The organism is Pantoea sp. Ae19-2, from assembly GCF_059801205.1.
In genome coordinates, this window is sequence record NZ_JBCHWE010000001.1 from 370,476 (window position 1) to 391,363 (window position 20,888).

The 20,888-nt window shown below is 54.7% G+C and carries 14 protein-coding genes, 2 tRNA genes and 2 rRNA genes; 8 read left to right on the plus strand and 10 right to left on the minus strand.

Annotated features, from left to right (window positions below; translation table 11 throughout):
- Positions 1-67: 67 nt before the first annotated feature.
- From AAIE03_RS01765 to rrf, 4 genes are all read left to right on the plus strand, one after another.
- Positions 68-144, plus strand: a tRNA-Ile gene (locus tag AAIE03_RS01765).
- 142 nt (positions 145-286) lie between these two features.
- Positions 287-362, plus strand: a tRNA-Ala gene (locus AAIE03_RS01770).
- 205 nt (positions 363-567) lie between these two features.
- Positions 568-3,472 (plus strand): 23S ribosomal RNA (locus tag AAIE03_RS01775).
- 208 nt (positions 3,473-3,680) lie between these two features.
- Positions 3,681-3,796: ribosomal RNA gene (gene rrf, locus AAIE03_RS01780) — 5S ribosomal RNA — on the plus strand.
- A gap of 582 nt (positions 3,797-4,378) precedes the next feature.
- On the opposite strand, the gene AAIE03_RS01785 is transcribed toward rrf, so the two are convergent.
- Positions 4,379-4,840, minus strand: coding sequence for an Lrp/AsnC family transcriptional regulator (locus AAIE03_RS01785; RefSeq protein WP_019106299.1), 462 nt, complete (start codon positions 4,838-4,840; stop codon positions 4,379-4,381).
- A 106-nt stretch (positions 4,841-4,946) separates the two neighbouring features.
- Between AAIE03_RS01785 and AAIE03_RS01790 the strand changes: the two genes are divergently transcribed.
- On the plus strand, positions 4,947-6,014 hold the full coding sequence (locus AAIE03_RS01790) for a zinc-dependent alcohol dehydrogenase family protein (protein ID WP_019106300.1): 1,068 nt from the start codon (positions 4,947-4,949) through the stop codon (positions 6,012-6,014).
- A 236-nt stretch (positions 6,015-6,250) separates the two neighbouring features.
- Complete coding sequence (locus AAIE03_RS01795) at positions 6,251-7,546, plus strand: MFS family transporter (protein WP_026021051.1); 1,296 nt, start codon at positions 6,251-6,253, stop codon at positions 7,544-7,546.
- A 44-nt stretch (positions 7,547-7,590) separates the two neighbouring features.
- On the opposite strand, the gene pssA is transcribed toward AAIE03_RS01795, so the two are convergent.
- The 4 genes from pssA to trxC all read right to left on the minus strand — a co-directional run bounded on the left by pssA (position 7,591) and on the right by trxC (position 13,012).
- Complete coding sequence (gene pssA / locus AAIE03_RS01800) at positions 7,591-8,946, minus strand: CDP-diacylglycerol--serine O-phosphatidyltransferase (RefSeq protein WP_014605188.1); 1,356 nt, start codon at positions 8,944-8,946, stop codon at positions 7,591-7,593.
- Between the two features lie 99 nt (positions 8,947-9,045).
- A complete protein-coding gene (locus tag AAIE03_RS01805) occupies positions 9,046-11,721 on the minus strand; it encodes a bifunctional acetate--CoA ligase family protein/GNAT family N-acetyltransferase (protein WP_044042294.1) in 2,676 nt (891 codons plus the stop codon).
- Between the two features lie 108 nt (positions 11,722-11,829).
- A complete protein-coding gene (locus tag AAIE03_RS01810; RefSeq protein ID WP_426144398.1) occupies positions 11,830-12,510 on the minus strand; it encodes a tRNA-uridine aminocarboxypropyltransferase in 681 nt (226 codons plus the stop codon).
- Between the two features lie 82 nt (positions 12,511-12,592).
- Entirely contained in the window at positions 12,593-13,012 is a 420-nt protein-coding gene (trxC, locus tag AAIE03_RS01815) for a thioredoxin TrxC (protein ID WP_013026875.1), read from the minus strand.
- 159 nt (positions 13,013-13,171) lie between these two features.
- On the opposite strand from trxC, the gene AAIE03_RS01820 reads away from it, so the two are divergent.
- The gene (locus AAIE03_RS01820) at positions 13,172-14,290 is read left to right on the plus strand and encodes a tRNA/rRNA methyltransferase (RefSeq protein ID WP_426144399.1); all 1,119 of its coding nucleotides are present in this window, start codon (positions 13,172-13,174) and stop codon (positions 14,288-14,290) included.
- A gap of 83 nt (positions 14,291-14,373) precedes the next feature.
- Here the strand turns inward: AAIE03_RS01820 and AAIE03_RS01825 are convergent, their stop codons facing one another.
- The gene (locus AAIE03_RS01825; RefSeq protein ID WP_024471363.1) at positions 14,374-14,781 is read right to left on the minus strand and encodes a winged helix-turn-helix transcriptional regulator; all 408 of its coding nucleotides are present in this window, start codon (positions 14,779-14,781) and stop codon (positions 14,374-14,376) included.
- A gap of 112 nt (positions 14,782-14,893) precedes the next feature.
- Here AAIE03_RS01825 and AAIE03_RS01830 point away from each other — a divergent pair, with 112 nt between their 5' ends.
- On the plus strand, positions 14,894-15,946 hold the full coding sequence (locus AAIE03_RS01830; protein ID WP_015699651.1) for an NAD(P)-dependent alcohol dehydrogenase: 1,053 nt from the start codon (positions 14,894-14,896) through the stop codon (positions 15,944-15,946).
- A gap of 51 nt (positions 15,947-15,997) precedes the next feature.
- On the opposite strand, the gene emrB is transcribed toward AAIE03_RS01830, so the two are convergent.
- The 4 genes from emrB to AAIE03_RS01850 all read right to left on the minus strand — a co-directional run bounded on the left by emrB (position 15,998) and on the right by AAIE03_RS01850 (position 20,871).
- Complete coding sequence (emrB, locus tag AAIE03_RS01835) at positions 15,998-17,533, minus strand: multidrug efflux MFS transporter permease subunit EmrB (protein WP_013026871.1); 1,536 nt, start codon at positions 17,531-17,533, stop codon at positions 15,998-16,000.
- 16 nt (positions 17,534-17,549) lie between these two features.
- A complete protein-coding gene (emrA, locus tag AAIE03_RS01840) occupies positions 17,550-18,722 on the minus strand; it encodes a multidrug efflux MFS transporter periplasmic adaptor subunit EmrA (RefSeq protein ID WP_498562716.1) in 1,173 nt (390 codons plus the stop codon).
- A gap of 148 nt (positions 18,723-18,870) precedes the next feature.
- Entirely contained in the window at positions 18,871-19,401 is a 531-nt protein-coding gene (gene mprA / locus AAIE03_RS01845) for a transcriptional repressor MprA (RefSeq protein WP_014594402.1), read from the minus strand.
- A 270-nt stretch (positions 19,402-19,671) separates the two neighbouring features.
- Complete coding sequence (locus AAIE03_RS01850) at positions 19,672-20,871, minus strand: MFS transporter (RefSeq protein WP_455941421.1); 1,200 nt, start codon at positions 20,869-20,871, stop codon at positions 19,672-19,674.
- Positions 20,872-20,888: the final 17 nt, after the last annotated feature.

Sequence of the window (20,888 nt, forward strand, 5' to 3'; positions counted from 1 at the left end):
GATACCTTCCCGCGAAGTGCTCACACAGATTGTCTGATAGAAAGTCACGAGCAGAAAAAACCTCTACAGGCTTGTAGCTCAGGTGGTTAGAGCGCACCCCTGATAAGGGTGAGGTCGGTGGTTCAAGTCCACTCAGGCCTACCAACTTCGCACTCATGCTGCGTTATGTCTCCGGCTCGCATAGTTCACTATGCTTCGCGGACACACGCCTTGCCTGAGCACGAAGTGCACTTCTCACGAAGTGTACTCGGTTGAGTGGTAGTAGTGGTCTCTGCAGTAACTGTATGGGGCTATAGCTCAGCTGGGAGAGCGCCTGCCTTGCACGCAGGAGGTCAGCGGTTCGATCCCGCTTAGCTCCACCATACTCACTACTGTTTTTTTCTGAAAATACTTCAGAGCGTACCGGCAACGGTGTGCTGCGAAGTATTCTGCTCTTTAACAATCCGGAACAAGCTGAAAATTTGAAACGACGCATTGTCGTGTTCCTCCGTAATAAAGAATGATGACAATGTGTTCGAGTCTCTCAAAAGCTCACGACACGCAGCGTAAAACGCCTGTGGGTTGTGAGGTTAAGCGACTAAGCGTACACGGTGGATGCCCTGGCAGTCAGAGGCGATGAAGGGCGTGCTAATCTGCGATAAGCGCCGGTAAGGTGATATGAACCGCAATAACCGGCGATACCCGAATGGGGAAACCCAGTGTGTTTCGACACACTATCATGCAGTGAATACATAGCTGTATGAGGCGAACCGGGGGAACTGAAACATCTAAGTACCCCGAGGAAAAGAAATCAACCGAGATTCCCCCAGTAGCGGCGAGCGAACGGGGAGGAGCCCAGAACCATCATCAGCTTGTGCATCAGTGGAAGCGTCTGGAAAGTCGCAGGGTACAGGGTGATACTCCCGTACACAAAGGTGCACAGGCTGTGAGTTCGATGAGTAAGGCGGGACACGTGGTATCCTGTCTGAATATGGGGGGACCATCCTCCAAGGCTAAATACTCCTGACTGACCGATAGTGAACCAGTACCGTGAGGGAAAGGCGAAAAGAACCCCGGCGAGGGGAGTGAAACAGAACCTGAAACCGTGTACGTACAAGCAGTGGGAGCCTCTTTATGGGGTGACTGCGTACCTTTTGTATAATGGGTCAGCGACTTATATTCTGTAGCAAGGTTAACCGTATAGGGGAGCCGCAGGGAAACCGAGTCTTAACTGGGCGTTAAGTTGCAGGGTATAGACCCGAAACCCGGTGATCTAGCCATGGGCAGGTTGAAGGTTGGGTAACACTAACTGGAGGACCGAACCGACTAATGTTGAAAAATTAGCGGATGACCTGTGGCTGGGGGTGAAAGGCCAATCAAACCGGGAGATAGCTGGTTCTCCCCGAAAGCTATTTAGGTAGCGCCTCGTGAACTCATCTCCGGGGGTAGAGCACTGTTTCGGCTAGGGGGCCATCCCGGCTTACCAACCCGATGCAAACTGCGAATACCGGAGAATGTTATCACGGGAGACACACGGCGGGTGCTAACGTCCGTCGTGAAGAGGGAAACAACCCAGACCGCCAGCTAAGGTCCCAAAGTCATGGTTAAGTGGGAAACGATGTGGGAAGGCCCAGACAGCCAGGATGTTGGCTTAGAAGCAGCCATCATTTAAAGAAAGCGTAATAGCTCACTGGTCGAGTCGGCCTGCGCGGAAGATGTAACGGGGCTAAACCATGCACCGAAGCTGCGGCAGCGACACTATGTGTTGTTGGGTAGGGGAGCGTTCTGTAAGCCGTCGAAGGTGTGCTGTGAGGCATGCTGGAGGTATCAGAAGTGCGAATGCTGACATAAGTAACGATAAACAAGGTGAAAAACCTTGTCGCCGGAAGACCAAGGGTTCCTGTTCAACGTTAATCGGAGCAGGGTGAGTCGACCCCTAAGGCGAGGCCGAAAGGCGTAGTCGATGGGAAACAGGTTAATATTCCTGTACTTGGTGTTACTGCGAAGGGGGGACGGAGAAGGCTATATCAGCCGGGCGACGGTTGTCCCGGTTTAAGCGTGTAGGTGTGTGTTCCAGGCAAATCCGGTTCACTTTACACTGAGGCGTGACGACGAGGCACTACGGTGCTGAAGTGATAAATGCCCTGCTTCCAGGAAAAGCCTCTAAGCATCAGGTAACACAAAATCGTACCCCAAACCGACACAGGTGGTCAGGTAGAGAATACCAAGGCGCTTGAGAGAACTCGGGTGAAGGAACTAGGCAAAATGGTGCCGTAACTTCGGGAGAAGGCACGCTGGCGCGTAGGTGAAGGGACTTGCTCCCGGAGCTGAAGCCAGTCGAAGATACCAGCTGGCTGCAACTGTTTATTAAAAACACAGCACTGTGCAAACACGAAAGTGGACGTATACGGTGTGACGCCTGCCCGGTGCCGGAAGGTTAATTGATGGGGTTATCCGCAAGGAGAAGCTCTTGATCGAAGCCCCGGTAAACGGCGGCCGTAACTATAACGGTCCTAAGGTAGCGAAATTCCTTGTCGGGTAAGTTCCGACCTGCACGAATGGCGTAATGATGGCCAGGCTGTCTCCACCCGAGACTCAGTGAAATTGAAATCGCTGTGAAGATGCAGTGTACCCGCGGCAAGACGGAAAGACCCCGTGAACCTTTACTACAGCTTGACACTGAACACTGAGCCTTGATGTGTAGGATAGGTGGGAGGCTTTGAAGCGTGGACGCCAGTCTGCGTGGAGCCGGCCTTGAAATACCACCCTTTAATGTTTGGTGTTCTAACGTAGGCCCGTAATCCGGGCTGCGGACAGTGTCTGGTGGGTAGTTTGACTGGGGCGGTCTCCTCCCAAAGCGTAACGGAGGAGCACGAAGGTTGGCTAATCCTGGTCGGACATCAGGAGGTTAGTGCAATGGCATAAGCCAGCTTGACTGCGAGAGTGACGGCTCGAGCAGGTGCGAAAGCAGGTCATAGTGATCCGGTGGTTCTGAATGGAAGGGCCATCGCTCAACGGATAAAAGGTACTCCGGGGATAACAGGCTGATACCGCCCAAGAGTTCATATCGACGGCGGTGTTTGGCACCTCGATGTCGGCTCATCACATCCTGGGGCTGAAGTAGGTCCCAAGGGTACGGCTGTTCGCCGTTTAAAGTGGTACGCGAGCTGGGTTTAGAACGTCGTGAGACAGTTCGGTCCCTATCTGCCGTGGGCGCTGGAGAATTGAGGGGGGTTGCTCCTAGTACGAGAGGACCGGAGTGAACGCACCGCTGGTGTCCGGGTTGTCACGCCAGTGGCACTGCCCGGTAGCTAAGTGCGGAAAAGATAAGTGCTGAAAGCATCTAAGCACGAAACTTGCCCCGAGATGAGTTCTCCCTGAGCCTTTAAGGCTCCTGAAGGGACGTTGAAGACGACGACGTTGATAGGCCGGGTGTGTAAGCGCAGCGATGCGTTGAGCTTACCGGTACTAATGACCCGTGAGGCTTAACCTTACAACGCCAGAGGCGTTTTGGTTGAGAGACGATTGAATTTTCAGCATTGTTTACCGGATAAAGAATCTGCGGAAACGAAAGATTTTGCGGCGTGACAGGGCGCAGCGCGAAGACATCAGCGGGAGCATACTGAAGTATGTGACCGGTGTGGCTGAGCGATGGCAACGCGGTCACGATGTAAAAGATTCGTTTCGGCACAAAGAATTTGCCTGGCGGCTGTAGCGCGGTGGTCCCACCTGACCCCATGCCGAACTCAGAAGTGAAACGCCGTAGCGCCGATGGTAGTGTGGGGTCTCCCCATGCGAGAGTAGGGAACTGCCAGGCATCAAATTGAAGGACCTGCACGTAACCTCGGGCAGTTCACTACTCAGTAGAGTAGGACAAAAGCGAACGCTTTTGAACGCTGCGAGGCAGCGGCCCGAAGGGTGAATCACAGCGTGATTCATAAACTGCCAGGCATCAAACAAGTAAAAAAGCCCTGAACTTTCGTTCAGGGCTTTTTTACGTGCGTAACCGGTGAAAAGCGGGTCGTCAGGCCGGCTGTCCTGCACGGCCGGGACCGCGCGAGTGCCTTCCGCGTCATTAAAACAGCCGGATCGGGAAAATGGCGCGTGAGAAAGCTGGATGGCGTGCCGCGCCCGGCGTCATATACCTGCACCCCCCTGCCCAAAGACGACGAACCGCCTGATCATCGTGATACAACAAACGCCATCGCTACAAAAGCCGCGAGTACCTGACCGCAATCCACCGCATTCCTTCTCTGTTTGAGATCCAGCACAATGCAATAGCTGTTTTTTTAACCGATAGCATTAATCAGGCAACAAGGAATTTGCCGACTACCCAGCTATGAAGGGTAGAACGAGTGAAAAGCAACTTTGCATTGCATCCTGCAAAATCGCGACACCGTTAAACCGGTAGCGGATGCGTTTTCTTCACTTCTCTGAGTGAAATCGAAGAATTAATACTCAGTATCCCCGGTAATTTACGCAGTTCCTTTTCGATAAAAAGACTGTAATGGTCTAAGTCGCGCGCCACGACCTGTAAAAGGAAATCAGCTTCACCGGTAATGTTGTGGCAGGAAAGCACATAGGGATTGGCATTGATCCTGTCTTCAAAATCCCGCGTTGCCACTTCGCTGTGCTGGCTACAGACCAGACGGACAAATGCCATCACGCCAAAGCCCACTTTTCTGCGATTAACCACCGCCTGATAACCCTCAATAAACGCCTCATCCTCAAGCCGTTTCAGACGTCGCCATGCAGAAGCCGGGCTAACATCCAAATCCTGTGAAAGTTTAAGACTCGATACCCTGCCGTCCTGCTGCAGGTAACGCAGCAGCGCCAGATCTTTCTTATCAAGAAGACTCACTGAAATATCCACTCAACCATTGCATGTTTGATGAAGGATAATTTCATAAATAATTATCCGCCTGCAACAGATGAAAAGTAATTTCCGAATCGAAAGGTATAATTTTATGAACGCCTACGATGAGGGTTTACTGATGAAAGCAGTGATATACGAGTCATTTCTGTCGCCGCCGATGCTGCAAACGGTCCCGGACCCTACTCCCGAGCCGCATGGCGTGGTGATTCGGGTCAAAGCCACCGGTGTTTGCCGAAGTGACTGGCACGGCTGGGTCGGGCACGATCCCGATATTCCTCTGCCTCATGTGCCGGGACACGAATTCGCAGGCACAATTGAAGCCGTTGGCAACGCGGTGACTAAATGGCGGCCGGGCGATAATGTCACGGTACCTTTTGTATCGGGGTGCGGCTTTTGTCACGAATGTCATACCGGTAATCAGCAGGTCTGTGACCATCAGTTCCAGCCTGGCTTCACGCACTGGGGATCGTTCGCCGAATACGTAGCGATACAGCAGGCCGACTTAAATCTTATCGCACTGCCGGACACGCTGAACTTCACTACCGCAGCCAGTCTCGGGTGCCGTTTTATTACCTCGTTCAGGGCAGTGGTCGATCAGGGAAGAACGTCGGCAGGTCAGTGGCTTGCCGTGCACGGCTGTGGCGGTGTGGGACTTTCCGCCATCATGATCGCGAATGCGCTCGGAGCAAACGTGGTGGCGGTGGATATTTCGGATGAAAAGCTGCAGCTGGCCCGTGATTTGGGTGCAGTTGCCGTAGTAAATGGCGCTCGCGTGCACAATGTGGCGGAAGCGATCAGAGAAATCACCCAAGGCGGAGCACATGTGTCACTGGATGCGCTGGGTCATACTGTGACCTGCGTGAACTCCATTCATTCCTTAAGAAAAAGAGGCAGGCACATCCAGATAGGCCTGATGGCGGGCGAACACAGTGCACCGCCCATTCCAATGTCCAGCGTTATTGCTAACGAACTGGAGATTATTGGCAGTCACGGCATGCAGGCTCATCGTTACGGCGACATGATGAACATGATTGCCACCGGTAAACTCTGTCCTGAAAAGCTCATTGGCCGCACCATCAGCCTCGAGCAATCCATAGAAGCGTTAATCAATATGGATAAGTTTGAATCACCAGGCGTCACGGTAGTCACGACGTTCTGATGCATCAAAACACCGGCCTGTCTGCGCTGCTCGTACACATGTTGTAGAGAAAGGTCGGTCGTTTTTGATATCCGTGGCGGGCTGGCGCGGTGGTCTGACACTTTCAGTTGTTACAGAAAATTAACAACATAAGTCACATTTTGTCATCCAGAACCAACACCTCTTTCCGTTTTATTCCCGTCCATGCTTTACTCAACGCTTTAACGCTGCTTATCAGCATGGAGCCGAGGCATAGCATGTCAGATGTGATCAAAAATCCACAATCGCAGTTGCTCGACAGAAAAAAACGTATCTGGGCCATCGTAGGTGCATCCTCAGGTAATCTCGTCGAATGGTTCGACTTTTATGTGTACTCGTTTTTCTCACTCTACTTTGCCCATATCTTCTTTCCGCAAGAGGATACGACAACCCAGTTACTCCAGACGGCAGGCGTGTTTGCCGCAGGCTTTTTAATGAGGCCGATTGGCGGATGGTTATTTGGCTATATTGGTGACCGCCACGGGCGAAAAAAATCCATGCTGATTTCTGTCTGTATGATGTGTTTCGGATCGCTGGTCATCGCCTGTCTGCCGGGTTACAACAGCATTGGGATAGCCGCGCCAGCCCTGCTGTTACTGGCTCGTATGTTCCAGGGGCTGTCGGTGGGCGGGGAGTACGGCACAAGTGCAACCTATATGAGTGAAGTGGCCCTGGAAGGGCGCAAAGGCTTTTATGCCTCCTTTCAATACGTCACCTTAATTGGTGGGCAATTAGCCGCTGTGCTGACGGTGGTGGTGCTGCAGTTCATCTTAACCGATCAGGAGCTACGCACATGGGGCTGGCGCATCCCGTTCTTTTTAGGCGCTGCGCTAGCCGTGGTGGCGTTATGGCTGCGCCGCTCTCTGGACGAAACCTCCGATAAACAGAGCCGTGAGCATCGGGATGCCGGTAGCGTCATTGGCCTGTTACGTAATCACACCAAACCCTTCCTCATGGTGCTGGGCTTTACGGCGGGCGGTTCGTTGAGCTTTTACACCTTTACAACCTACATGCAAAAGTATCTGGTAAATACCTCTGGTATGGATGCGAAAACCGCCAGTGCATTGATGACCGGTGTGCTCTTCGTCTATATGCTGCTGCAGCCCGTTATTGGCGGTTTGTCGGATAAAATAGGCCGACGCACGTCCATGATGATTTTCGGTGCCGGTGCAGCAATCTGTACCGTACCCATCCTTACTCTGCTGCAAAACGTACAGAGTCCGGGCATGGCATTTGTTCTGATTATGCTGGCACTGCTTATTACCAGCTTTTACACCTCGATCAGTGGGATTCTGAAAGCTGAGATGTTTCCGCCGCAGGTGCGAGCCCTGGGCGTCGGGCTGTCTTATGCGGTGGCGAATGCGATCTTCGGTGGGTCTGCAGAGTACGTGGCGTTACTGATGAAGCACAAAGGGATGGAAACCACCTTCTTCTGGTACGTGTCTGCGATGGGCGCGCTGGCGTTTCTGGTTTCGCTGCTGCTCCACCGGCATGGGAAAGGAATTAAGCTGTAGCAGAGGAAAGGAGTGCCGCAGGCAGGCTGCGGCATTCTGAGGGTTTACAGTATGCGGCTGATGAGGCGGTCAATACGAATACGGCGTAGACGGCGAATCAGCTTACGCACTTTCGCCGGGTAGTCAGCGATGCTCTCCAGCTCGCGAAAGTGTCCAACGACAGTGGTATGTTGACGGATCAGCATCAGCTCATGCTGTCGTTGTTCGGCCAACTGCTGATGCGGGTCGTGGATCAGTACCGCATTCTCGAGATCCAGCCGCCAGGCGCGGGGATTAAGATTGTTGCCTGTAATGAGCTGCCACTCATCGTCAACCCACATTCCTTTCAGGTGATAGCTGTTTTCACCGTCTTTCCATAAACGTACGGTCAGCTGCCCGTTGCTAACGTAGTACTGCAGCCGGCTTAAAAAGCGACGCAGGTTAATTTCGTAGAGGTAGGGCAGTGCACCGATGATCTTAAATGGCTGATCGGGTGCGATATAGAAGTCATTCGCTGTTTTATCACCCACGATGATCTCAACGTCACGCCCCTGACGTAGCAGGCCAATGATATTGCGCACCAGCAGCGCAGGCAGGTTGAAATAAGGCGTGCAGATGGTGAGCTTCTTTTCAGCGCAGGGCATCAAATGGAAAATGGTCTTGTTCAGCAGGCTACGCTTGCCCAGGCCGACCAGTGGCGTCACGGTGAGTTCATCGTTGCCGGCGTTGCCTTCAAACTGATAGTTGAACCCGCGCAGGTCCTGACGAAACTGACGCGTTTCATTTTTAATTTCCGGACTGGAAGGACGCTCAGCATAGTCCAGGCGATTGACGGCCTCGGCGTCTTTTAAATGGTGGTTGATCCATTCAAACATGGTATCGGCCAGCGCGGGATTACGAATGAGCTGGTAGCGATCGTAGCGGTATTTATCGTGCTGATGCAGGTAAACGTCATTCAGGCTGGCCCCGCTGTAGAGCAGCGTATCATCAATGATGAAGCCTTTCAGATGCAGTACTCCGAGTGCCTCGCGAGTATTAACCGGAATGCCGTAGACAGGAATGACGTGGTCGGGATGCTGTTGGGCCATCTCACAATACCAGTCGGCATTGGTCACGCCTCGTGCAGCACCAATGCGGCCACGTTGGGCACGGTGCCAGTCGACTAAAATACTGATGTCGAGCTGTGGGCGAGCGAGTTTCGCAGCATACAGTGCATTCATGACGGCGCGGCCCGCATCGTCATTTTCCAGATAGAGTGCGACGATACAAATGCGCGATTGCGCTGACGCAATCTTTTCCAAAAGCGTCTCACGAAATTCGGCGGGCGAATAAAGCGTCGACACATCCGCAACAGATTGTGACAGTTTAGGCAGCTGTGCGAGGTGTTGTTGGTGTTTATTGCGTTTAAATTTAGACAACATCACAGTGCACTTCTTCTCGGTTCATTGTATGGCCTTTTGCCACCAAATCAGGGTCATAACGCTAAATAATAACATCAACCACGACGAACTGGGCGATTTTTACTTTTCTCTACACGGCAAACTGACATTATCCTGTAACAAAAGCTTAAGACTGACGATGCCATCGTCCATTTGGACATCCACGTCAAAGTTGAGTTTTTTCGCCAGCGTCACCATGCCGCGGTTGCCGGGCATGGTAATGCCATTCAGTTGTTGCAAGCCATGCGCGCGGGTGTAACGGATCATTTTTTCCAGTAAACGTCTTCCCATCCCCAGCCCTTTAAGATCGGAGCGCACCAGTACCGAAAACTCGGCATCAACGTTGTCGGCATCCGAAATCGCGCGGGTCACACCGATGATTTCTGGCTGCCCCTGATGCTGCCGAACGGCGACAATCGCCATTTCCCGGTCGTAGTCAATCTGCGTCATATTGGCCAAATCGTCATGGGTGAATTCATTAATTTCGCTAAAGTAGCGGTAGTAGAGATCTTCTTTCGTCACCTGGCTGATAAAGTCACGCAGCAGCGGTTCATCTTCCGGCAGGATAGGGCGGAATAAGCAGTGCTGACCGTCCTTCAACTCGACCTGTTCTTCCAGGTGCTGAGGATAGGGTCGGATGGCCAGACGCGTTTCGTTATCACCGTCAAAAGGCGCAAGCGTCAGCGTAACGTCCAGTAAGGTGAAATCGCTACCTGCCGCCAGCAGCGGATGAATATCCAGCCGTTGTATTTCCGGGCAATCTACCACCAGGTTAGAGACTTGAACCAGCAGTTGGCTCAGGCCAGCTACATCAAGCGGAATCAAGGCACTTCGGCTGCGGACCTTGCCGCTTTTTATTGCCTGGATCACCAGATAGCGCGCCAGGGTCATATTCAGCGGCGGCAAAGCAACCGCCGCCTGTTTCTCTGCCTGCCACTCTACGCCGCCTTCACCCAGCATGATGATGGGGCCAAACAGCGCATCCTGCTCCACCACAATCCGCAGCTCCTGGGCACCAGCCCGGTTCGCCATGCTCTGCACCACCAGTCCTTCAATACGCGCATGCGGCAGCGTCTGCCTGACCCGGTCAATAATCGCGTCCGCCGCGCGTTTAACTTCGGCGGCGTTACGCAGGTAGAGCATGACGCCCTGCACTTCGGACTTATGCGCCACATCGGGCGAACGGAGCTTCAGCGCGACCGGATAGCCGGTTTGTTCAGCAATCGTGACGGCGTCCTCACTGTCTTTTGCTATCCAGGTGGGTAACGTCGCGAGGCCGTAAGCTTTAAGAACGGGCTGCACTTCGTGCGTATCCAGCGACAGGATGCCCTTATCCAGCGCCTGAGACAGCAACTGGTGGGCCTGAGCGCTGTCCTGGGTCAGGTTTACTGGCAGGGCGGGGGTTTCCCGCAACAATTTCTGGTTACGCCGGTATTCAACCTGATGCATAAAGGCGGTGACGGTGCCCTCCGGCGTTCGCCAGGTGGGAATGCCGGCCTGAGTAAAAGCACGGCGCGCTGCCTGAGAGGAGAATTCGCCGCACCAGTTGGTCAACAGCGTGAGCTGTTTTCCGCGCGGATGCTGATGAATAAGCTGAATGATTTTCTCTGCGGTTTCGGTCGCCGGGGCAACAGCGCTGGGGGCATGAATAATCATCAGGGCATCTAAATCATGGCTGTCGAGCAGGACGGCCAGGCAGGCCAGATAGCGTTCCGGCGTTGCATCGTCCTTTAAATCGACCGGATTGCCGTGCCCGACGCCTTCCGGCAGAACGGCACTAAGCTGCTCTATCGTTTGCTCGCCCAGCGTGGCGAGCTTACCGTTGCGGGCATAGAGTTCATCTAACGCCAGCGCGGCGGGAGCCGCGCCATTGCTGATAATCATCAGCCGGTGCCCGCGTGGTGGACGCATATGGCTCAGGGACTCAACTGCGGTGAACAGCTCGTGCGTATCCTGCACCCGTAACAAGCCCGCACGCTGGATCGCCGCATCCCAGGCGGCATCGAGACCGCTGTGCGTACCAAGCAGCGCCTGTGCCTGGCGACTGCGGCCGCTTTTGATAATCAAAATAGGTTTGTTACGGGATGCGCTACGGGAGGCCGACACAAACCGGCGGGCATCGCTAAGGTGTTCAAGATAAAGCAGAATCGCGCTGGTTTTGCCGTCACGGGCCAGAAAATCCAGCAGATCGTCCACGTCGGTATCCAGGCTGTCGCCTAAGGCGATAAACCATGAAAAACCCAGGTTACGTTGCTGCGCCCAGTCAAGAATGGTGTTGGAGACGGCTGATGACTGCGATATGAACGCAATACGGCCTTTGGCGATGGGAACAGGAGAAAAGCTGGCGTTAAGCCCCTGCCACGGGGCCAGCAATCCCAGACTGTTTGGGCCTAACAATCGGATCTGCCAGCGGCTGGCGCAGGCTTTTAACTCGGCGAGCTGACTGGCGGGGGCGGAGAGGATGATGCAGGCTTTACAGCCTTTCTCGCCGAGCTCTTGTAACAGCCCCAGATTTCTTTTGTGATGGGTACAGATCACCGCCAGGTCGGGGGCGAAGGGCAAACTGTGAATATCAGGCCAGGCCAGCACGCCGCTAACGGCTTTATATTTTGGCGTCACCGGCAACACCGGGCCGCTAAAGCCGCCCGCCAGCAGATTACGCATCATAAAATAGCCTGCCCGTCCCGGCTTGACCGAGGCGCCGATTACCGCAATTGATTTTGGTCTTAACAGCGCTTCCAGTCCACGTTGACTCATCACCTTCTCCATTCGTCGGCATTTAGGGGAGTGTAAACGCTTTTGGGCTTTTTTACCGTCGGGCAGATCCCAGCCTGAATAATGACAAGCGGCCTGCCAGGGCGAGTGTTACTTCTTCTGGTCGGGATGATGCGGCTTACCGGCAAGATAGGCCTGACGGAACTGCTCAAAGTGCAGGGTCAATGCCTCGCCAGCCGCACGGTCGCCGGCCTGGTGCAGCAGCGCCGCGGCAATCTCTGCGGTGCAGTGCTGACCTTCGCCATGCGCTTCGCGCAGCCTGTAGCGGGACGGCGCGGTGACGTTGAGCGAGATCACCGGAAAGCGGTCAAGCCAGGGGCTTTTACGAAACATCTTGCGGGCTTCATTCCAGGTACCATCCAGCATGATAAACAGCGGCGGTTTACCTGACAGCGGCGGCGAATGCACAATCTGGCGACCTTCATCGGCGTAAGATGCAGGGAAAACCACCAGGGGCTGATAAGCCTCACTGGCCACGGCCTGCAGCAGTAAAGGATCGGGCTCGGTGCGTGACCAGCCAAAGGCCTGGGTATCTGGCAAGACGTCGGCGATCAACCGGCCCGTATTACTTGGCTTCATCGGTTCGGTATCAAACATCACCAGACAAAAGCGACTGCGGGCAGACTGCACACGAATGCTGGCGCACAGACAGTGTTTTTCCGGCAACAGGCATCCCTGGCAACGAAGCACACGGTTTCCACGCGCCAGAAAGGGACGTGTGGCGCGGGCCAGACGTTGGGCACGTAAACGCAAAACGGCATTTTCAGACATGATTATTCAGGACAGGAAAAAGCGTAGTGTAATCGAAGCGTCGGACAAAGGGAAAAGGCCAGCACGGGCTGGCCTTTTGCGCTTACAGGGATTCGTCGAGCCACTCGTTGAAGGGCGCTTTCGGCATGGCACCGTTTAGCATGTCCACCATCTCACCTTTCTTAAAGACCATAATGGTGGGAATGCTGCGAATGCGGAAGCGACTGCTCAGCGCCGGCTCGGCCTCCGTATTCACTTTAATGAAGCGCACCTTGCCGCTGCGCTCCTGTGCGACGTCTTTAAACACCGGGGCAAAATTAACGCAGGGGCCGCACCATGGCGCCCAAAAGTCCACCACAACCGGCAGATCGTCCTGCAGATAGCTGTCCAGCGTGGCGGCGGTGGCGTTGATGACCTCGCCAGAAAACAGGCTTTCGCCGCAACGACCACATTTGGCACCATCGGCAAGCCGTTCTTCGGGAACGCGATTGGTTGCCTGACAAGACGTGCATACCGTATTCATATAAACCTCTGATAATGAACTAGAGCACTTTGCTCAATATTGTCCATTATGAAAGGGTGGTAAGATCGTCTCAATGTGGATTGCTCTATAGGTACAATAGTTGATAGCTAAGCGCAGTCACATCAGGTAATCTTCGCGCTCTCAATGCAGGAGGAAGAAATGAACGACGAATTTAAAGGCAAAAGTGGTAAGGTCAAAGTCATGTATGTGCGTGGCGAAGATGAGCAAAGCGCGCGCGCGCCGAATCCTCGTACAGGCAAAGGTGGCCGTCCTGCTGCTCGCCGTGAAGACAATCGTCGTTCATCCGGCCCGCGCACTGAGCGTAGTGAAGAAGGCGGACGCGGCACAGGCCGTCGCAGCGATAGCGCGCCACGCCGCAGTGACAGCGCACCGCGCCGCAACGATCGCGGCAGCGACAATCGTGATGCTTACGGCAGCAGTGATTCCCCATGGCGCACCGTCTCCCGCGCGGCGGTCGTGGAAGACAACAAACCGGAAAACCCAGGGATCAGCGGTAAAGGCGTGGTTGACGTTGAGCAGATTCGTCGCCAGCGTCTGGAAGAAACCCGCGTTTACGGTGAAAACGCCTGTCAGGCGCTGTTCCAGAGCCGTCCTGAATGCATCGTTCGCGCCTGGTTTGTGCAAAGCGTGACGCCACGTTTTCGCGATGCGCTGCGCTGGCTGGCGGCTAACCGCAAAGCCTACCACGTGGTCGATGACGCAGAGATCACCAAAGCTTCCGGTACTGAACACCACGGCGGCGTCTGCTTCCTGATCAAGAAACGCATGGGCATGGACGTAGCTGAATGGCTTAACAAGGCCGAAAGCAAAGACTGTGTACTGGCGCTTGAAGATGTCAGCAATCCCCATAACCTTGGCGCGATCATGCGCAGCTGCGCGCACTTTGGTGTGAAAGGTCTGCTGGTTAACGATGCCTCGCTGCTGGAATCCGGTGCAGCGGTTCGCACGGCGGAAGGCGGCGCTGAACACGTTCAGGCTATCAGCGGCGCAACCTTTAATGAAGGACTCGAAGCCTTCCGCAAAGCGGGTTACACCATCGTGACGACCTCGAGCCATCAGGGCACATCCCTGTCTGACGCGGTGCTACCGGCCAAAATGGTACTGGTGCTGGGTCAGGAGCGTGAAGGCTTGTCTGACAGCACGTTCCAGCAAGGCGATATGAGCCTGTCGATTGGCGGCACCGGCAACGTGGAAAGTCTGAACGTCTCCGTCGCTACCGGCGTTCTGCTGGCCGAATGGTGGCGTCAGAACGCCTGATGTCAGCTGATGTATGGCGCCGTGAAACGTGCCATACAGGTTCAGTGTTCCCGGCGGGGCGTGAAAGATGCTCCGCCAGCCTGTTACCCCGCCTTACCGTGCCCGACGTCGGACGTAGCCTGATCAACATGTTCGTCCATCTCATCAAGCGCCCGTTGATTATCCAGCCCCCATTGATACAGCTGCTCTACCGGTTCCGCGAAGGTCTGGCCCAGCGCCGTTAACGCATAGTCGACTTTGGGTGGGATCACGTCGTAAACATGGCGGGTGATCAATCCGCGCTGCTCCAGCTCCTTCAGCGTCTGAAACAACATCTTTTTTGATATCCCTTGCAAACTTCGCTGCAACTCGCCCGTGCGTGCGCGGCCTCCCGGCCAGTGATACAGCGCATGCAGCACCATCGGATTCCACTTGGCAGAAAAAAGATCCATGAGTCGGCGCGGCGGTGAATCCACATAAAAAACCAGTTTACCCTCAACCCAGGCAGGCATCGTCTTCTCCCTCCTTTATGGTCACCAAATGGTAACTACTATCAATAATGGTACTATTTAAGTAGAGTTTGCCGCCCTCCGTTATCAAAAGCCAGTCACTATGAGAGGCACCATGAAAATTAATGCACTGATCGCGCACGATGCGACCCAGCCCCTTACTGCCGGCCAGATCGCGCTGCGTCCGCTTCAACCGCAGGATGTCCGGATAGAAATCCTTTACTGTGGCGTTTGCCACTCAGATTTGCATATGGCACGCAACGAATGGGCGGTAAGCCATTATCCCTTGGTGCCAGGACACGAAATCGTTGGACGGGTGAGCGAAACCGGTAGCGCTGCCACCCGATTTACGCCGGGTGATATTGTTGGCGTGGGCGTGATGGTGGATTCCTGCCGCACCTGTCATTTCTGTCAGCAGCAGGAAGAACAATATTGTGAAGCCGGTTTCACTGCGACCTATAACGGTACGGATAAATACACCGGTGAATCTACCCGAGGCGGCTATGCTGAGCACGTGGTGGTCGATCAGGACTTCGTGGTTTCGGTGCCACAGCACCTGCCGTTGGCCGGTGTTGCGCCGTTGCTGTGCGCAGGCGTCACTGTCTGGTCACCGCTGCGCCATTTTAACGTGAAAACGGGCGATAAGGTTGGCGTGATTGGTCTGGGTGGGTTAGGCCACATGGCGGTGAAGCTGGCGAGTGCGCTGGGAGCTGAGGTGACGCTTTTCACCACGTCGGCTGACAAAGCCGCGGATGCCCGCCGTCTCGGTGCCCGTCATGTGGTGGTATCACGCGATGCTCAGGCTATGCAGGCCAGCCAGAACGCGCTGGATCTTATCGTTGACTGCGTGGCGGCCCCGCACGATCTTGACCCTTATCTGGCGACGCTCAAAACCAATGGCCGCCTGGTGCTGGTGGGCATTCCCGACAGTCCGCACGCTTCACCGAACGTGACGCCAATGGTGTTCCGTCGTTTAAGCATCAGCGGCTCGTCCATCGGCAGCATTAAAGAAACCCAGGAGATGCTGGATTTCTGCGGCGACAACAACATCACCGCAGACATTGAGATGATTCGTGGAGAGCAGGTCGAAGAAGCCTTTACGCGAATGCTAAAAGGTGACGTGAAATACCGGTTCGTGATGGATATGAAAGCGACGCGCTGGGCGTAAAAACGGGTTCTGGCGGGCGTGACTTCCACGCCAGAACCCCATCGTGTTCGTCTAGTGCGCGCCACCACCACCGCCACCGGCGGTAAAGGGCGGACGGGCAAACCAGATCAGCACCAACAGCACCAGAAAGACGCCCGCCGACGCCCAAAAAATCTCGTTGGCGGAAATGATCAATCCCTGATTGGTGATCTGCTGAGCGATGTACGCTGAGGCCTGCTGATGCGTCATGCCCATCCCCTCAAGCTGACTGTACATCTGCTGCGCATTAACGTTATAAGGCGTCACCGATTCGCTGAGATTACTGTGGTGCATTGCCTCACGATCCGTCCACATCGTGGTGGTGATCGACGTCCCTATCGAACCCGCCAGCGTACGCACAAAGTTCGATAAACTGGACGCCGCCGCCATCCGGTCGGGTGTCAAACCCGACAGCGTAATTGTGGTAAGTGGCATAAAGAAGCAGGCGACCGCGAAGCCCTGAATAAACTGTGGCCAGGCCGACGCGCCAAAGTCCATGCCCGGTTCAAACGTGTAAGCGCGCCAGTAGAAACAAATGGCATACATGATGAAACTGAAGGTGACCAGTTTCCGCATATCAAGCTTATGGGAGAACCGACCAATGATGGGCGACAGGATAACCGGGATAATCCCGACCGGCGCTGAGGCCAGCCCTGCCCAGGTCGCGGTATAACCGTAGACCTCCTGCAGCAACTGCGGCAAGAGAACGATCGACCCAAAATAGAGCATGTAGGCAAGGCTAATGGATAAGCAGCCTATGGTGAAGTTGCGCGATTTAAACAGCGACAGATCGACTATCGGGTGATCGTCTGTCAGCTCCCAAATCAACAGCATCACCAGCGCCAGCACCGCGACAATCGTCAGCACAATAATTTCTGTTGAGCTAAACCAGTCCAGCTCTTTACCGCGATCCAGCATCACCTGCAACGAGCCAACCCCGACCACCAGCAGCACCAGGCCAACGGTATCAATGGGGCGGATCTGGGTAGCGGTTTCACGACCACGCAGGGTTTGCAGCGTGAGCATGATGACCACAACACCAATCGGCACGTTGATAAAGAAGATCCAGCCCCAGTGATAGTTATCACTGATCCAGCCGCCGAGAATGGGGCCACATATGGGGGCCACAATCACCGTCATCGCCCAGAGTGACAGGGCGATACTGCGTTTTGCGGGCGGATAATTATTCAGCAGCAGGCTTTGCGACAGCGGGATCAACGGACCTGCAACGATCCCCTGAATTATCCTGAAGAAAATCAGCATTTCCAGGCTTTCGGACATGCCGCAGGCCCAGGAAGCCAGCGCAAACAGGATGGTCGACCAGGTAAAGAGTTTGACTTCACCGATGCGTTTGGCCAGCCAACCCGTTATCGGAATCGAGATGGCGTTTGCCACCCCGAAAGACGTGATGACCCAGGTCCCCTGGGAGTTTGAGGCCCCCAGATTACCCGCAATGGTCGGTATAGCAACGTTCGCAATGGTGGAATCCAGAACCTGCATGAACGTCGCCAGGGAGAGCGCAATGGTCATTAAGACCAGCGGCATCCCTTTAAGCGGTGCTTGTGCCATTACAGCCTCCGGGTGATCATCCGGCGTTCGCGTGGACGATATCGGTAATCAGCTTATCAACCGGTGCAAGGTCAATGGCCAGGGCGTTGCTGCTGTAGGCAGCCTGCTGACGAACGCTGGTAGCCAGTGCGTTGCCGTCTTTATTATCGGTATCAATTTCTACCAATGTTGACAGCCCGATACGCAGAGGATGTTTAGCCACTTCGTCCTGATTCAACTCAATACGGACCGGCAGACGTTGAACCACTTTGATCCAGTTACCGGTGGCGTTTTGCGCCGGCAGCAAGGAGAACGCGCTTCCGGTTCCCATGTCCAGACCGACAACTTTACCGTGGTAAACCACATCGTCACCGTAGATGTCCGCCACAACGGTTGCCGGTTGGCCGATACGCACGCCAGCCAGTTGGGTCTCTTTGAAGTTGGCGTCTACCCACAAGTCGGTTGCAGGCACCACCGCCATCAGCGGCGTACTGGTATTGATTTGCGAGCCAACCTGCACGCTGCGGCGCGAGACATAGCCATCCATTGGGCTGCGAATGTCAGTACGTTGCAGTGCCAGCCAGGCATCACGCAGCTGTGCCGCACTCTGCTTCACGGCAGGCTGGTTTTCCAGAGAGGTATTCAGGATCATCGCCTGGTTCGCGTTATACTGCTGAACCGCCACATCCAGCTCCGCTTTCGCTGAAGCCACGGCATCGCGTGCATGTTGCAGCTCTTCACGCCCAATCAGGTTAGAGGCGCCCAGCGGCTCGCGGCGTTTCAGGTCGGCCTGCGCCTGATCTAACGCGGTCTGACGCAGCGCAATGGTGGCCTGATACTGTTTCGCGTTGATCATCTCCTGATGTACCTGGCGCACGCTGGTCGCCAGCCCGGTCTGGGCTTTTTCAAACGCCTGCTGTGCGTCGGTTTTATCCAGCGATACCAGCACATCCCCTTTTTTGACAAAATCGGTATCATCAAACCAGACTTTATTGACGCTGCCTGAAACCTGGGCCATCACCTGCACCTGGTTACCGGCAACGTAAGCATCGTCCGTTTCCTGATAGTGGCGTAGCACCAGGTACCAGTAAACGCCCCACGCAATGCCAAGCAGTACGACGACCAGCGCCAGTAATAGCAGCGCGCCTTTGCGCTTTTTCTTCTTGTTATTTACTGGCTGATGCGGGCTTTGCGCCTCTGATGCACTCATTTATTTCTCCACGTTTTCCACTTAATCGGCGGGTTAAACTCCGTTTTCACCATCGCCCGAGCCAAAAAAGCCAGCGACTAAGCGCTGGCCGGATAAAAGAGGGTTAAAATAACGATTTCGTCAGGTGATTGTGTCGCAGATCTTGCTATTACCGCGACAGGGAAGCAGTTAGTTTATCTTCTTCCATCTTATCCAGACGGGTAAGCAGCTTGCGGGTGATGTTTTCCAACTGTGACTTCTCATCACCGGTCAGTGAAGACCACAGGTATTGCAGGCTCTGATGTTGAGGCGGCAGCACCTGCTGCAGAAATGCATTGCCTTTGTCGGTCAGATGCAGATGCAGGCAGCGGCGATCCTGCGCGCTTTCACGACGTTCAATCCAGCCCCGTTTTTCCAGCTCATCGGCAATGCGCGTGGCATTAGTCCGTGAGGAACCCAGGGCGGTGCTCAGCTCAGAAGGCTGAATGCTCTGGTCTTCCTGCGCATCCAGCGTCAGTAACGCCATAAACAGGGTTTCATTAATACCTTGTTCTTTAAGCATTTTGTTGCGATTGTCCAGCAATTTACCCTGCATATGCATGCAAAGGCGCGTCAGGAGAATTTCCTGGAAGGGGAAATCCGTGTGACGATTGGCACGGATATTTAACATTTGCTCAATGGGCGTAAACGAACTTTCCATTAGAAAAAACCTCACTAATTTCAACTTTTATAATCACCACGGTGGCAGCGTCATTGCTGAGTATTCTGGCCTTAACAGGTCATCCTCAGGCTGTCGCACTGTGGTAGTTCAAGATCTGTCCTTGACCCCAGGGTAAAGGTTTTGCGCATCGATTTCATACGCGTTGGTCGTACAGTGAAACGGTACGACATCAAATGATTGCAAAAGAAAAAATAACTGGCGTGAATAACTTTGGGCCAACGATAGCAAACTCACACTCCGCTGAACAGGCTAAATCACACTATTCTGGCTATTCGTTTGTTCCTGGCGATGATTCCGCCACCAGATCAGTAAATTCAGGCAAGTCAGTGTCGCACCGGCCGCGCAGACGCCATACCAGCCCGCGAAATGGTAGGCATTGGCCGACAGCAATGAGCCTAGCGCACCGCCAATAAAGTAGCTGGTCATATAACCGGCATTCAGTCGGTTTCGTGCCTCAGGCTGGCGTGCGTATATCACGCTTTGATTGGTGATGTGCACGGCCTGAACCGCCAGATCCAGCACTAAGATGCCGACAATCAGCGCCACAAGCTGCTGCGCGCCCCAGGCAATGGCCGCCCAGGACAGCAACATCAGCAGCAAGCCTGCGCTGGTGGTGAGTTTGGCATGACCTCCGTCCGCCAGCGAGCCAGCTTTCCTGGCTGCCAGTGCCCCGGCGGCGCCGACCAGTCCCAGTAACCCGATTTCTCCTTCCGAGAAACCGTAAGGCGTGGCAGAGAGCAGAAATGCCATTGATGTCCACAGGATGCTGAAATTCGCAAAGGTAAGACAGCCGGTAACGGAACGGGTGCGCAGCACAGGATCGGCGGCATACAGCCGAAATAGGGAAATCAGCAATTGCGGATAATTCAATGAAACAGAAGGTGTGATGCGCGGCAGCGTGCGCCACAGCGCAATCGCCATCAGCAGCATAAATACGCTGGCGACCCAGTATACGGTTTGCCAGCCACCTAACTGCGCCAGGCCGCCCGCAACGGTTCGCGCCAGCAGGATGCCCAGCAGCAAGCCGCTCATGACCGTGCCGGTAACGTTGCCCCGCTTTTCCGGCTCTGCCAGCGTCGCGGCCAGCGGCACCAGAATCTGGGCCGCCACCGAAAAGAGTCCGGTGATCACCGTGCCTAACAGCAGAAAGGGAAATGAGGAGGAGAGAGCAATGATCACCATGCCCGCCGCCGCCAGCACCATCATGCCCACTATCAGGTCGCGCCGTTCCAGCATATCGCCAAGCGGGACCAGCAACAGCAGCCCACAGGCATAGCCAAGCTGTGCGCTGGTCACAATGAACCCCGCGAGCGCCACCGACAGGTCAAAGTGTTGGGCAATGGTATGAAGCAGTGGCTGAATATAATAATTGCTGGCAACACAGAGGCCAGTGGCAACGGACATCAGTCCCACCAGTGCAGACGTTAAACCAGGGCGAGATGTTGTCATAGGGAGGCAGAGGTAAA

What these genes read in the sequence shown, in the direction of transcription:
- AAIE03_RS01790 (WP_019106300.1), top strand. Translation starts at nt 4,947, where the DNA reads ATGAACGCCTACGATGAGGGTTTACTGATGAAAGCAGTGATATACGAG.
- AAIE03_RS01795 (WP_026021051.1), top strand. Translation starts at nt 6,251, where the DNA reads ATGTCAGATGTGATCAAAAATCCACAATCGCAGTTGCTCGACAGAAAA.
- pssA (WP_014605188.1), bottom strand. Translation starts at nt 8,946, where the DNA reads ATGTTGTCTAAATTTAAACGCAATAAACACCAACAACACCTCGCACAG.
- AAIE03_RS01805 (WP_044042294.1), bottom strand. Translation starts at nt 11,721, where the DNA reads ATGAGTCAACGTGGACTGGAAGCGCTGTTAAGACCAAAATCAATTGCG.
- AAIE03_RS01810 (WP_426144398.1), bottom strand. Translation starts at nt 12,510, where the DNA reads ATGTCTGAAAATGCCGTTTTGCGTTTACGTGCCCAACGTCTGGCCCGC.
- trxC (WP_013026875.1), bottom strand. Translation starts at nt 13,012, where the DNA reads ATGAATACGGTATGCACGTCTTGTCAGGCAACCAATCGCGTTCCCGAA.
- AAIE03_RS01820 (WP_426144399.1), top strand. Translation starts at nt 13,172, where the DNA reads ATGAACGACGAATTTAAAGGCAAAAGTGGTAAGGTCAAAGTCATGTAT.
- AAIE03_RS01825 (WP_024471363.1), bottom strand. Translation starts at nt 14,781, where the DNA reads ATGCCTGCCTGGGTTGAGGGTAAACTGGTTTTTTATGTGGATTCACCG.
- AAIE03_RS01830 (WP_015699651.1), top strand. Translation starts at nt 14,894, where the DNA reads ATGAAAATTAATGCACTGATCGCGCACGATGCGACCCAGCCCCTTACT.
- emrB (WP_013026871.1), bottom strand. Translation starts at nt 17,533, where the DNA reads ATGGCACAAGCACCGCTTAAAGGGATGCCGCTGGTCTTAATGACCATT.
- emrA (WP_498562716.1), bottom strand. Translation starts at nt 18,722, where the DNA reads ATGAGTGCATCAGAGGCGCAAAGCCCGCATCAGCCAGTAAATAACAAG.
- mprA (WP_014594402.1), bottom strand. Translation starts at nt 19,401, where the DNA reads ATGGAAAGTTCGTTTACGCCCATTGAGCAAATGTTAAATATCCGTGCC.
- AAIE03_RS01850 (WP_455941421.1), bottom strand. Translation starts at nt 20,871, where the DNA reads ATGACAACATCTCGCCCTGGTTTAACGTCTGCACTGGTGGGACTGATG.